This window comes from Catalinimonas alkaloidigena (assembly GCF_029504655.1).
GTDB lineage: Bacteria > Bacteroidota > Bacteroidia > Cytophagales > Cyclobacteriaceae > Catalinimonas > Catalinimonas alkaloidigena.
The window spans coordinates 6,960,237-6,974,047 of record NZ_JAQFIL010000001.1 but is presented as its reverse complement, the minus strand read 5'-3'; the positions used below and the strand labels follow the sequence as shown (position 1 = coordinate 6,974,047).

General features: G+C 42.3%; 11 protein-coding genes. 8 read left to right on the top strand and 3 right to left on the bottom strand.

Annotated elements, in window-relative coordinates; translation table 11 throughout:
- Positions 1–2 precede the first annotated feature (2 nt).
- The 4 genes from OKW21_RS28305 (at position 3) to OKW21_RS28290 (ending at position 3,772) form a co-directional block, all read left to right on the top strand.
- A complete protein-coding gene (locus OKW21_RS28305) occupies positions 3–1,115 on the top strand; it encodes an SO2930 family diheme c-type cytochrome (protein WP_277486345.1) in 1,113 nt (370 codons plus the stop codon).
- Positions 1,116–1,228: 113 nt separating this feature from the next.
- The gene (locus tag OKW21_RS28300; protein WP_277486343.1) at positions 1,229–2,350 is read left to right on the top strand and encodes an AraC family transcriptional regulator; all 1,122 of its coding nucleotides are present in this window, start codon (positions 1,229–1,231) and stop codon (positions 2,348–2,350) included.
- A 165-nt stretch (positions 2,351–2,515) separates the two neighbouring features.
- Positions 2,516–2,842: an ArsR/SmtB family transcription factor gene (locus OKW21_RS28295; protein WP_277486342.1), complete on the top strand. Its 327-nt coding sequence runs from the start codon at positions 2,516–2,518 to the stop codon at positions 2,840–2,842.
- A 48-nt stretch (positions 2,843–2,890) separates the two neighbouring features.
- Positions 2,891–3,772 carry an arsenite methyltransferase gene (locus tag OKW21_RS28290; RefSeq protein ID WP_277486341.1) on the top strand — a complete coding sequence of 294 codons (882 nt, stop codon included), beginning with the start codon at positions 2,891–2,893 and terminating at the stop codon, positions 3,770–3,772.
- Positions 3,773–3,878: 106 nt separating this feature from the next.
- On the opposite strand, the gene OKW21_RS28285 is transcribed toward OKW21_RS28290, so the two are convergent.
- Positions 3,879–4,532, bottom strand: a complete 654-nt coding sequence (locus OKW21_RS28285) for a phosphoribosylanthranilate isomerase (protein WP_277486339.1) — start codon at positions 4,530–4,532, stop codon at positions 3,879–3,881.
- Positions 4,533–4,569: 37 nt separating this feature from the next.
- On the opposite strand from OKW21_RS28285, the gene OKW21_RS28280 reads away from it, so the two are divergent.
- The 4 genes from OKW21_RS28280 (at position 4,570) to OKW21_RS28265 (ending at position 11,495) form a co-directional block, all read left to right on the top strand.
- Positions 4,570–5,613 (top strand): methyltransferase, encoded by a 1,044-nt coding sequence (locus OKW21_RS28280; RefSeq protein WP_277486337.1) that lies wholly within the window; start codon positions 4,570–4,572, stop codon positions 5,611–5,613.
- Between the two features lie 596 nt (positions 5,614–6,209).
- Positions 6,210–7,265, top strand: coding sequence for a sugar phosphate isomerase/epimerase family protein (locus tag OKW21_RS28275; RefSeq protein WP_277486333.1), 1,056 nt, complete (start codon positions 6,210–6,212; stop codon positions 7,263–7,265).
- A 24-nt stretch (positions 7,266–7,289) separates the two neighbouring features.
- Positions 7,290–8,015 (top strand): 3-keto-disaccharide hydrolase, encoded by a 726-nt coding sequence (locus OKW21_RS28270; RefSeq protein WP_277486331.1) that lies wholly within the window; start codon positions 7,290–7,292, stop codon positions 8,013–8,015.
- Positions 8,016–8,249: 234 nt separating this feature from the next.
- Positions 8,250–11,495 carry a PQQ-dependent sugar dehydrogenase gene (locus tag OKW21_RS28265; protein WP_277486327.1) on the top strand — a complete coding sequence of 1,082 codons (3,246 nt, stop codon included), beginning with the start codon at positions 8,250–8,252 and terminating at the stop codon, positions 11,493–11,495.
- A gap of 74 nt (positions 11,496–11,569) precedes the next feature.
- Here OKW21_RS28265 and cysN read toward each other — a convergent pair whose 3' ends face one another.
- Entirely contained in the window at positions 11,570–12,856 is a 1,287-nt protein-coding gene (gene cysN / locus OKW21_RS28260; RefSeq protein WP_277486324.1) for a sulfate adenylyltransferase subunit CysN, read from the bottom strand.
- A gap of 35 nt (positions 12,857–12,891) precedes the next feature.
- On the bottom strand, positions 12,892–13,797 hold the full coding sequence (gene cysD / locus OKW21_RS28255; protein WP_277486323.1) for a sulfate adenylyltransferase subunit CysD: 906 nt from the start codon (positions 13,795–13,797) through the stop codon (positions 12,892–12,894).
- Positions 13,798–13,811: the final 14 nt, after the last annotated feature.

The window sequence follows — 13,811 nt, the reverse complement described above, 5'->3', positions numbered from 1 at the left end:
TTATGAGAAGAGTAGGAGCGTTCGTGGTAATCTGTGCTTTTTTGTTAGCATGTAACACCGAAAAAGAAAAGCAGCAGCCCGTAGCAGCGGAAAAGACAGCAGCTCCAGAAGAAATTGAAACTTATGGCATGGGCAAAGCCTGGCTATCGGAATACGGTTTTTTTGAAGGCAAACTGGCTGATTTGCAGCCTGCGGACAATGTAGTAGCTTACGAACTGAATACACCTCTTTTTTCAGATTATGCCCACAAAAAACGCTTTATTTATTTTCCAGAAGGGGCCCCTGCTAATTATCAGGAAAGAGAAGTACTAGATTTTCCGGTAGGTACGGTACTTATCAAAAACTTTTATTACCCCAATGACTTTCGGGATGCATCAGCAGGAAAAAAAATACTGGAGACACGCTTGCTGGTGCATGAAGAAAAAGGCTGGCAACCCTTGTCGTACATCTGGAATGAGGAGCAGACAGATGCTTATTTTGAAATTATTGGAGCTACTATCCCTGTACAATGGACACATGATGATGGCGCGATAAAACAAACCAACTACATTGTCCCTAATCTAAACCAGTGCAAAAGCTGCCATGTGAAAGATAAAACGCTCATGCCTATTGGCCCAACAGCTCGACAGCTAAACCGCAAAAATATGTATGTTTCCGAAGAAGTAAACCAGTTGGAATTCCTGGCAGCAAATGGCCTTCTATCAGGTTTACCTGAAGCAAAAGAACGCCCTGCCTTCCCGCTTTGGGATAACCCCAACTCAGGCACGCTTGATGAGCGGGCCATAGCTTATTTGGACATTAACTGCGGCCCTTGCCATAACCCTCTGGGACCTGCCAAAACTTCAGGTCTAAACCTCACTGTTTTTGAAACCGACCCTTTCAAATTGGGATTTATGAAGCCCCCCGTGGCTGCCGGAAAAGCTTCCGGTAATTTGCTGCACGATATTGTGCCGGGTAAGCCTGAAGCATCCATTTTGCTGCACCGCATGAACAGCACCAATCCGGAAGTAATGATGCCCGAACTGGGGCGCACCCTTATTCATGAAGAAGGAGTAGCTTTAATCCGTAAATGGATTGAACAATTAAATTCTTCAGAGACTGTCATAAGTCCTTAAAATAACTGAAGCCCATTATGCTGTGTTGTAATAGGACGAAATAACAATCTCGCTTTACATTATTCGGCTGAATCTCCTAATTTCCCCTCTGTTTACTAATTGAAGGGAATAACTTGTATTTCAACCTTTATAATTTACTGATCTTTTTTGGGGTAGGGCAGGGGCTTATCTTGGGGCTGCTTATTTTACTCATAAAAAGAGAAGGTGGCCGAGCTACTATTTTTCTGGCTTTACTCATCATCAGCTTTGCTCTAACCTCCGGCAAGCATTTGGTGATAGATTTAAAGACGCAAAACGCCTGGCTAGCTCCATTAAGATTGCCACTGTCCTTTTTTTTGCTGATGGGGCCTTTGCTTTACCTATATATTAAAAGCACTGTATTTCCCCAATTACGCATGTCACTCAGGGATTGGCTACATTTCCTTCCGCCTTTCATATTTCTCGTTTTACAACTGGGCGTTTTCTTGTCAGAAGCTGTATTTCCTGATGCAAACCTTGCTCATTTAGCATTCTTATTACAGTTGACAGAACAAATAGCCGGGCTACTTTCTTTTTTTGTCTACGGTTATTTAGGACTACAATTGGTCAAAGAATACCAGCGTTGGATTACGCAAGAATACTCCAACCATGAATACATCACATTGGCGTGGCTACAAAAGCTGCTTGTTGCGCTCCTTATTAGCTGGTTATTACTTTTTGGCTTTACATTAATTGATCTGGTTGGTTATCAGTTTCATTTACCACCTTCCGCATACTATCCCCTTTTACTCTATGTTTCAGTATTGATCTACTGGATAGGGCTGAAGCAACTTCTTAGGATACATCTACCTAAATCCACAATTAATCACTCTCACAAAAGCGAACTTGTTTCTACTGAGCACCTGGAAAATCTGCAGGATGAAATTGACAGACTAAAAACGTTTGTATCACAACAAAAGCCCTACTTAGATCCTGAATTAAAACTGGACAAATTGGCTTCATTGCTAAGCATGCATCCCAAAGCATTATCTCACCTGCTGAACCAGGGACTACACACTAGCTTCTACGACTTTATTAATTACCATAGGGTAGAAGAAATAAAAAAGAAACTGATTGACTCCCAATATGCTAAGTATACTTTATTGGGCATCGCTCTGGAGTCAGGTTTTAACTCCAAATCCACCTTCAATCATATCTTCAAAAAATTTACGCGTCATACTCCGATGGAGTACAAGAAAAAACATAGCTATGTATGAATTATACTGTATAAGACCTGACCAATTTCTCTTCGGTTTTTAGCGCTTAGAATAATGCTTGCGTCATAAGCATGGATAGCGTTTTTAGCAAACCTTAAAAATTTTTGTGGTTTTATAAACTTTATCTTCTTTTCATCGTTATATTGCAATATAGTATATACAATTATGGGACTTACTAAAACTGATCTTTTTACAGCGGAGCAAAACCAACTGGCACAAATTGCCAAAGCTATGGCACATCCTGCCCGAATTGCAATTGTGCAGCATTTGCTTAAAATAAATTACTGTATTACCGGTGATCTGGTGTTGGAAATTGGTCTGGCACAAGCCACTATTTCTCAACATTTAAGAGAGTTGAAAGCCGTCGGTATCATTCAGGGAAAAATAGAAGGTACTTCAGTTAATTATTGTATCAATCCCATTAAATGGAAAGAAATAAAAGATCTGTTTAATTTCCTCTTTGATCAATACAGCGAACAAAAATGCTGTTAAAAAAATTTACATTCATTCATCGTAATATTGCTATAAACCAAATATATCATGAGTACATCAGAAGAACTAAAAAAGATCGTCAGAGAAAAGTACAGCAAAATTGCTGAACAGGACAAAGCACTCAATGCTTCTTCTTGTTGCGGTTCAGGCACTTCATCTACCGAAGTGTATAATATCATGACTGATGACTACGGCACCCTAGAGGGTTATAATGCCGATGCCGACCTGGGCTTAGGCTGTGGCTTACCCACCCAGTTCGCCAAAATTCAAAAAGGTGATACAGTCATTGATTTAGGATCAGGCGCTGGTAATGATTGCTTCATTGCCCGGCACGAAACCGGAGCTACAGGCAAAGTTATTGGTATAGATTTTACTGTTAGCATGATCAAAAAAGCGCGTACAAACGCTGAAAAGTTAGGCTTTAACAATGTGGAATTTCGCGAAGGAGATATTGATGATATGCCCGTTTCGGATAACATCGCTGACGTTATTGTGAGCAACTGCGTACTTAATCTTGTCCCCAATAAAGAGAAAGTAATCAGTGAAATATACCGTGTGCTTAAGCCCGGGGGTCACTTTAGCATTTCAGATATTGTACTCGTGGGCGAATTACCGAAAGCCTTGCAACAGGATGCAGAAATGTATGCCGGATGCGTTGCTGGTGCAATTCAGAAAGAAGAGTATCTGGGTTATATTCAACAAACTGGTTTCCAGAATATCACTTTGCAAAAGGAGAAAGTAATCAATTTACCGGATGATATTTTGAAATCTTACTTGTCTGCTTCAGAAATAGCAGATTTTAAAAATGGTAAAACCGGAATTTTCAGCATCACAGTATATGCTGAGAAAGCTGGTAAGAAACCTTTAAAAGCTACAAATGACGAAGTAAAAGAGGAGGCTTGCTGCGAGCCCGGATCAGGTTGCTGTTAATATGAACTAAATAAGGGAGGCAGTAACTACCTCCCTTGTTTAATTTGTTTTAAGCCTTAAGTAAATTTCACAGCAAACCGATACCGATTAGTGAAGAAATAAGTTTTTACCCAGCATGCACAGTGCTTACAAAACGTTGCAGTTTGTCAGCGTCCAGCTTGCCATGGGTGCGCACACCGCTGCAGATATCCACACCAAAGGGAGCTACTTTTCGGATAGCCTCCTGCACATTGTCAGGCTTGAGCCCTCCTGCTAAGAACAAAGGAATATCAATCGTTTTCCTGATTTTTCTGCTGATTTCCCAATTATGCACTTTTCCGGTACCCCCCAGCTCTTTGACTGCCAGCGAAGGATTACCGGAGTCTAACAAAATAGCATCCACATCCCGGGCTACACTTTTTGCTTCTTCTACCGATGATTCATCCATCACATGAATGACCTGCACAAGTTTTACTCCCGGCAGAGCCTTTCTGATTTCCTGATAAGAACCATACGAAAGCGCATCTACAATCTGGATGGTATTGGTTCTCACTTTATGCCAATGCCGGATGATGGCTTCTACCTGAGTTTCACTGGTGAGTAAAAAAGTAGCGATTGGAGGAGGAGTACTTTCCGTCACCTTCTTTATTGATTCGTCAGATATAACACCCGGTCCACTGGGCATATGGCCTACCAGCCCTAACGCATCTGCCCCAGAACGGATCGCTAGCTCGGCTTCCTCCCGGCTGCTGATACAGCAAATTTTAATTCTGGTTTTCATCTTATAACTATACGCTTGAATTTCAGTTTTTTTAAACATGAAGCTTACCTCGGTACCCGAAAACCTGCTGGAACGTTTTGCGCTCTGGTTGGGCATTGCTCCCACACCCATCAGTGATACTCATGTGGCCTTTATGATGGCCCGCACCATTATGGTAGGAGCCAAGTTAGGCATTTTTGAAGCCTTAGCACAACAATCCGCTACTGCTAAAGTAATCTCCGAATACTGTCAGACACACCCTAATGCTACCCTTAAGATACTGAACGCTTTGGTTCACTTGGGCTATCTGACCATAAACCAGCAGCAAGAGTATCGACTTACCCATTTATCTCGTAAATGGATGTTGCAGGATAGTGAAAAGTCTGTCTATGATAAGATGATGCTTCAGTTTGTAGAGTGGAAACTGGTAGAGCATTATGAAAATTATGTGCGCTCCGGGGAGCCTGCCGATATGCACCGGGTATTATGTGATAAGGAGTGGGAAGTTTATCAGAGAGGGATGCGATCTATGGCTAAAGTATCCGCCTGGGAAGTAGCCAAGCGCACCCCTATACCGAAGAGAGCAACGCATATGCTCGACGTAGGAGGAGCGCATGGATACTATTCTGTTGCCCTTTGTCAAAAATACCCTGATTTAAAGGCTACGATACTTGACCTTCCGGAAGCGATCAAGTATGCCAAGCCGCTTCTTTCCGAAGAAAATATGGATCACAAAATTAAGCATCAGGCGGGAAACGTGCTCACTACCCATCTGGGCAAAGAAGTCTATGATGTTGTTTTTATCTCCAGCCTGGTTCATCATTTTGATGCCGAAACCAATATAGTGCTTGCTCAAAAGGTTTATGAAGCACTTAAGCCCGGAGGTCGTTACATCATTCAGGAATATGTGCGAGATGACAAAGCTCGTAGAGGAGACCACCTGGCGATTCTTGATTTATACTTTGCCGCTACCAGTCAGTCAGGTACCTGGTCGAAGAAGGAAATGTCGGAATGGCAGAAAAAAGCAGGTTTCAAACCTTACAAAACCATATGGCTACGTTCCATTCCCCGTCATGCTCAGGTAGTAGGAAAAAAGATCTGATACTTGCTTAAGTGATCTTATGCGGTAGCCTTATCAGCTCATCATTAGCCATTTGGAGACATTAGATTATGTTGACAGAAAAAAAAACAGTAGCTCTCGCCCCTTCTTGTATTGGTAGACACCCTCTCTGTTTGATTTTATTGGGCAGGAAGAGAAATTGTCTTTTGATGCTCATATGCAATAAGCCGCAATTGTTCCAAGCGGATTAGTCAACCCCCGCGTAAGAGAAGCTTATTGAGCCAATCCATGGTGTGCATGTCTTAATTTTTAGCAGCCAAAGAAGTGTTTGAATGGCTGGGTTCCGAAGATCATCAGGGTGTACATTAGCGTAATGGCCCGCACGATCAGAATGAAGAGGACTGATCGGCATTATTTGAGTTTTGCGATCAGTATTTTTCAATAAATTTAACAAACTCAACATTGAAGAAAACCCATATCCCGCACCCTATGATTTAAAGGACTTGTTAATAACGCCAAATGAGACCACTCATACTGACGCTATGCTGATATCAGCTTAGGGTGATTTGAATAAGCTAAAATAAACCTTAATTTAGGCCATAAATTTTTTGTAGAATTCAAACCGCAACCTATACCGTATGAAAACTATTAAAGGCCCTGCCGTATTTTTAGCTCAATTTATGAGCGATGAAGCTCCTTTTGATACTTTTGAAAATGCTTGTAAGTGGATGGCCGATGCTGGTTACAAAGGCGTACAAGTACCTACTTTTGACCCTCGCTGCATTGATCTGGAAAAGGCCGCCGAGAGTAAAGGTTATTGTGACGAGCTCCAGGGCAAAGCGAAAGAAGCAGGTGTAGAAATCACTGAACTCTCTACCCACCTACAGGGGCAGCTAGTGGCCGTACATCCAGCCTATGATAAGATGTTTGACTCTTTTGCACCTGAAAAAGTCCATAATAACCCCAAAGCTCGTCAGGAGTGGGCGGTAAACCAGTTAAAAATGGCGGCTAAAGCCAGCCGTAATTTTGGTTTCAAGGTTCACGCTACTTTCTCCGGAGCCTTAGTATGGCCTTATATGTACCCCTGGCCACAGCGTACGCCTGGCATTGTAGATATGGCTTTCAAAGAACTGGCTGATCGCTGGACGCCTATATTGAACGAGTTTGATGAAAATGGCGTAGATGTTTGTTACGAAATTCACCCTGGTGAAGACCTGCATGATGGTGTTACCTTTGAGCGTTTCCGTGAAGCCACCGGTAATCACAAACGTGTAAATATGCTGTACGATCCCAGCCATTATGTATTACAGCAACTGGACTATATTGCTAATATTGATGATTATCATGAGCTCATTAAAATGTTCCATGTAAAAGACGCTGAATTCAATCCTACCGGTAAATCCGGAGTATACGGTGGCTATCAGGATTGGGTGGATCGCCCCGGCCGCTTCCGCTCCCTGGGCGATGGACAGGTAGATTTCAGTACGATTTTCAGTAAGCTGACGCAGTATGATTTTGATGGATGGGCAGTACTGGAATGGGAATGCTGCATGAAGCACCCTGAGCAAGGTGCACTGGAAGGCGCTCCTTTTATTCAGGATCATATCATCCGCGTAACTGAAAAAGCTTTTGATGATTTTGCCGGTGGTAAGTCTGATGATGAAACCAACAAAAAGATTTTAGGATTATCTTAAAGTAAAACCAAAGACGAATAACTTATGAAAATGAACGGATGGCCTCTGGGCTTAATAATGATGGCACTTGCCATCGTCTCTTGTGGACCTACTTCACAAAACGAAGCAGAAACCACCGATAGCACTCCTGCTGAAGAAACTACCGCCGAATCTTCTTCAGAGTGGGAAGAAATCACTGCGCCAGAAAACTGGAGAAACTTCAAGGCAGATACAATTTCCTCTAAATGGGAATACCAAAATGGAGTACTAGAATTAGCAGGAAAAGGCGGCGGTGACATCATCACAAAAAACCAGTATGAAAATTTCGAACTAGAGATGGAGTGGAAAATCTCCGAAGGTGGCAATAGCGGGCTTATGTTTCATGTGGTAGAAGCTGACTCATTGGGTGCTACTTACCATTCAGGGCCTGAATATCAGCTGCTTGATAATGAAAGGCATCCCGATGCAAAAATTGAAAAGCATCGCTCCGGAGATAACTATGATCTGCAAAAATCAACGGTAGAAACCGTGAAGCCTGCAGGTGAATGGAATAAGACTCGTTTGGTAGTGAATGAAGGTAAGGTAGAACACTACCTCAATGGCGAAAAAGTGGTAGAATATGAACTGTGGACACCTGAATGGGAAGAAGCCGTAGCCAATAGTAAGTTTGCCAAGTTTCCTGCATATGGAAAGGCTAAAGAAGGGCATATCGCTTTGCAGGATCATGGTGATCAGGTCTCTTTTCGTAATGTTCGCATACGCGAACTTTAGCAGCATATAATTTTTGTTAGATATTTAAAAGTACCGCTTTAGCCGGTACTTTTTCTTTTTACTACCTGTCTTGCTAATATGCCTTTTTGTATTCGGATATTGTTAATTTCAGCCATATATTGGAAACTAATTTTAGCATAATTGTAGTTAAGTACCTGCATTCCCTTTATTTTCGTGGGTTTACATTTTGCTAACTGTTGATTTTGCAATCGCTTTCCAACAAATACTCTTAAGATGACACAACAGACAGTCCGACTGCTTGCAAGTTTTTCGCTTTTCCTCGGCTTTATCTATCTTCTAACTTCATGTGACAACTCTCGAGAACGTAAAGTTTTGGTGTATTTTCAGCCCGAAGGCAAACAGGCCCCCGCTGGTTTGTCCGTAATCGAGCAAATAGGACAACAACATAGTTTTGCAATAGATACCACCAGTCAGAGTGTATCTCTGAAAGAAGAAAATCTTCAGAATTACAGTGCCATTGTATTCTTAGGCACGCCCGGCGAGTCGTTGAATGTTTGGCAGCAAACTGATGTAGAGCGATTTGTACAGGCAGGAGGAGGTTATGTCGGGATCAATTCACCCATTAATATAAAGTACAACTGGCCATGGTACGAAGAGTTGATCGCTACTACACAAAGTTCGGAAGTGCAAAACCCCGAGTACCAGGAGATGCCTGTTAAGCTAATGGCAACGCAAGAGGGTGATAGTGCTCCTGAAGGAATAAATATTTGGTCAGGAGAGTACGATGGAGGGCAGGTAGTTTATATCAGCGGAGATAATGTTTCTACCGCTCTGAGCAATGAAGTAGTAAAAGACTCTTTTACAAAAGGTATTGAATATGCTATCGGTGACAATCATTTAAATTATGGTTTGGCACAGTCGTTAAGAACTCCTGAAGAAAACCGCTTTGTAAAGGAAATCCTTGTTCCTGGTCCCTTGGATGAGCCTACCGAGCTGGCGGTATTACCCGATGGTAAGGTGATTTTTACGGAGCGCAAAGGCGCTGTCAAAATGTACTATCCTGAGGATGGTCGTATGCGAAAAATCGCGCAAATGAATGTGCATACACAGTTTGAAGATGGTTTGATGGGTATCGCAAAAGATCCGAATTTCTATTACAACAATTGGGTTTACATGTATTATTCGCCTGCCGGTGATGAGCCCATTCAAAATTTGTCTCGCTTTTTATTGCTTGACGACAGTCTGATCATGTCTTCTGAAAAAGTGATTTTGCAGGTAGATGTTCAGCGTCAGGAATGCTGTCATACCGGGGGGTCTATTGCCTTTGGACCTGATGGTTTACTCTACCTATCTACCGGTGATGATACTAACCCTTTCCAATCCAATGGCTATGCGCCTATAGATGAAAGACCGGGCCGCGCTCCATTTGATGCTCAGGGTTCATCGGGAAATACCAATGACCTGAGAGGAAAAATTTTGAGGATCAAGGTCAATGAAGATGCTACTTACTCTATTCCGGAAGGAAACCTCTTCCCTGAGGGAGATCCATTGAGTCGTCCTGAAATTTACGTGATGGGTACCCGTAACAGTTATAGAATTAGTGTAGACCAGGAAACCGGCTGGTTATACTGGGGGGATGTGGGGCCGGATGCCCGTGCCGATGGTGAGCCGGGTACTAAAGGATATGATGCAGTGAAACAGGCGAAAAAAGCAGGTTTTTACGGCTGGCCTTACTTTCGTGGTAATCGCCCCTACCGGGACCATAATTTCGCTACTGGTGAGATAGGTGATTACTTTGACTTTGATGGTCCTATCAATGACTCCCCCAATAATACTGGCCGCAAAAAATTACCTCCTTTCAATAAATCTTTTGTATGGTATCCTTATGATGAGTCACCTGACTTTCCTATTGTGGGTACAGGTGGTCGTAACGCGATGGCCGGGCCAGTTTATCACTATGAGAAGTACGAACATTCCAGGAATCGCTTTCCGGAATATTATGATGACAAGCTTTTCATTTACGACTGGATACGCAACTGGATAATTGCTGTTACAGTAGATGAAAACGGTGATTTACAGAGGCTAGAACCTTTTGTGGATTCATTTGACTTCAGCAAAATTATTGATATGGAAATGGGCCATGACGGAAGTATTTACCTACTTGAGTATGGTGCAGACTGGTTTGCTGCCAATCCTGATGCTTCGCTTTCTCGTATCAGCTATGCTGAAGGCAATCGCACACCTATCGCTCGTGTAGCTGCCGACCAAACCATTGGTGCAGCTCCATTTACTGTACAGTTTAGCGGGGAAGAAAGCTTTGACTATGACGAGGGCGACGAACTTCGCTACGCCTGGTCATTCACTGGAGCAGAAGAACAATCTACTGATGCTAACCCCCAGTTTACTTTTGAGGAAGCAGGAATTTATGATGTTGCGCTCACTGTTACAGATGCTGAAGGGGACAGTGATGTGCAAGATATCACCATTCAGGTAGGTAATGCAAGGCCATCCATAGAAATAGCCCTTACCTCAAATGCTTCCTTTTACTGGGATAATACTCCTGTGAAATACGATATCAAAGTAACAGATAAAGAAGATGGCAGCCTTACTGATGGAAAAATTTCTCCATCGCAGGTAAGTTTTGCTTTTGCTTATAGTATGGATGGAGCTATGGTTGAAGATGAGCTTGGCCATAAGTCCTCTGTAAATGGCTTATCACTTATAGAAGATAGTGGATGTAAAGCCTGCCATTCTTTTGAGAAGCAGTCTGTTGGCCCTGCTTATCAGGAAGTAGCCAAGCGCTACGAAACTACTGATGCCAATAAAGCCATGCTGGTCAATAAGATTCTGAAAGGTGGAAGTGGCAACTGGGGCGACAGAGCCATGCCAGCGCAGGTGGTAACGGAAGAAGAAGCAGGAATTATTGTTGACTATCTACTATCTTTGGATGCACAGGGTGCTTCATTGCCTTTGAGCGGAACCTTGACTCCTGATGAGCATATTGCGAACCCTGGAGGTAAATATATTTTCAAAGTTAGTTATACTGATCAGGGTGGGGAAATAGTAGGTCCCTTGGCCGCACAATCTACGCTTGAACTTCGTGACCCTAAAGTAGAGGCTGAAAGCTTAAATTTCAGCAACAGTACCCGCACTCGTACTACTGACAATACAACCTACGTAGGTAATCTTAAAGAGGGAAGTTATTTTGCCTTCCAAGATATAGACCTGAAAAACGTAGAGTCTTTAAAAATCAGAATGGGTGCTAATGCTCCTGGCCTGACTTTACACATCAGACAGGACGAAGTTGATGGCAAAACAATTGCTACGCAGGCTATGCCGACTGTTTCATCTCCTGCTGCATTTCGGGAAGTTACAATCCCTTTACAGTCTTTTGCTTCGGGTAAGCATGATTTGTATTTTGTAATTACTGGAGGAGAGAATGATGAGGAGACGGAAGGAAGCATTGACTGGATTTATTTTAACAATAGTGGTAGCGATAAGAAGCTAGCTATAAAATAAATCATCGTCAAAAAAAGAAAGCCAACGCTGAATAGTTAGCGTTGGCTTTTTTATTGCCTATAGTAAAATAATGGTCAAATAATCATTCCGGCACCTACAGTTTCATTGGTAAATTCGTCAATAAGAATCATACTGCCGGTAGTTCTGTTTTTCTTGTAACTATCGTAGATCAAAGGAGAGGTAGTGCGGATTTGAACCCTTCCGATATCATTCAGTCCTATTTCCTTATCATCCTCTATACGATGGAGGGTGTTGATATTTACCTTATACTTAACCTCCTTGATGACACAACGTGCATCTTTGGTGGTATGCTTGATCATATACTTTCCTCCCGGCTGAATTTTTTTCTCATTGAGCCAGCACATCATCACTTCAATATCCTGACCAACCGTGGGTTGATTGTCTGGTTTACAAATAGTGTCTCCTCTGGTAATGTCAATATCATCTTCCAGCGTAAGAGACACTGCCATAGGAGGATAAACTTCATCCAGAGGCCCATCTAAGGTTTCAATAGATTTTATTTTAGAAGTAAGTCCTGAAGGCTGTACAATGATTTCATCACCAGGTTTAAATACACCACCCGCTACCCTACCAGCATAACCTCTGTAATCATGAAATTGGTCTGACTGAGGGCGAATAACTCTTTGTACCGGAAAGCGAGAGTCAATAAAATTATAATCACTGGCAATCTGTACATTTTCTAAGGCATATAACAGACTTGATCCTTCATACCAAGACATGTTTTCTGACTTATGCACCACATTATCGCCTTTTAGAGCACTAATCGGAATATAGCGAATGTCAGGGATGTCTAACTTGGAGCTAAAGTCCTCAAAATCATCTTTGATCTTTTCAAATGCTTCTTCACTATAGTCAACCAGGTCCATCTTATTGATACAAAGTACCAAGTGCTGGATACGCAATAATGAAGCGATGAAAGCATGACGGCAGGTTTGTTCTACTACCCCATGACGCGCATCTACCAGTACAATAGCAAGGTTAGCGGTAGATGCACCGGTGACCATATTTCTGGTATACTGAATATGGCCGGGCGTATCAGCGATGATAAATTTACGCTTTGGCGTAGCGAAATAACGATAAGCTACATCTATGGTAATTCCTTGTTCTCTTTCATCACGTAAACCATCTGTCAGAAGAGCAAGATTAATGTTTTCATCTCCACCACCCAGACTGGCGCGCTGAACCGCATCCATCTGATCTTCAAAAATGGCTTTACTATCAAATAAAAGTCTTCCGATCAGAGTACTTTTTCCATCGTCCACGCTACCTGCAGTGGTAAAACGCAGCAGGTCCATGTTGAGGTATTGTTCGTTTACTTCTTGTGTTAATTCTTGATTCATTGCTAAATTTTTTGGCTTTGGGAGAAATTTTCAATCTAGAAGTAACCTAACTTTTTGCGGTCTTCCATTGCAGCTTCTGAGCGTTTGTCATCTGTCCTGCCGCCTCTTTCTGTTACTTTAGCGGAAGCTACTTCCTGAATAATGGATTGCAAATTGTCAGCATCTGACTCTACTGCTCCCGTACACGTCATGTCACCTACTGTTCTAAAGCGGATACGTCTGGTTTCGTATTTTTCTTCTTTCTGTAATGTAAGGAATTCTGATTTAGCGAGTAAAACTCCATTACGATCTACCACTTCACGGTCATGCGAGAAGTAGATTTCAGGTATATCCATTTTTTCAGCAGCAATGTATTGCCACACATCCATCTCTGTCCAGTTACTCAAAGGAAATACGCGGAAGTGTTCGCCGACATTTTTCTTACCATTGAATAAGTTCCACAATTCAGGGCGCTGATTCCTGGGGTTCCATTGTCCAAATTCGTCCCGGTGAGAGAAAAACCTTTCTTTGGCACGTGCTTTTTCTTCGTCTCTACGCGCTCCGCCAAAGGCAGCATCAAACTGAAACTCTTCGATTCCATCCAGCAGCGTAACCGTTTGTAAAGCATTTCTGCTGGCATTGGGTCCCTTTTCTTCTGCTACTCTACCTTTATCTATAGACTCCTGTACTGTCTTTACAATTAATTTCGCGCCTAGTTTTTCCACCAGATTATCACGAAACTCTATAGTTTCCGGAAAATTGTGCCCGGTATCAATGTGCATTAATGGAAAAGGAAGTTTAGCTGGCCAAAAAGCTTTCTGAGCCAATCTGACCATGCATATTGAGTCTTTACCTCCGGAAAAAAGCAATACTGGTTTTTCAAACTGAGAGGCTACTTCTCGCATGATGAAGATAGCTTCTGCTTCCAGCTGCTTTAAGTGCGTTAAGCGATAAGATTTCATAGCTGATATGTTAA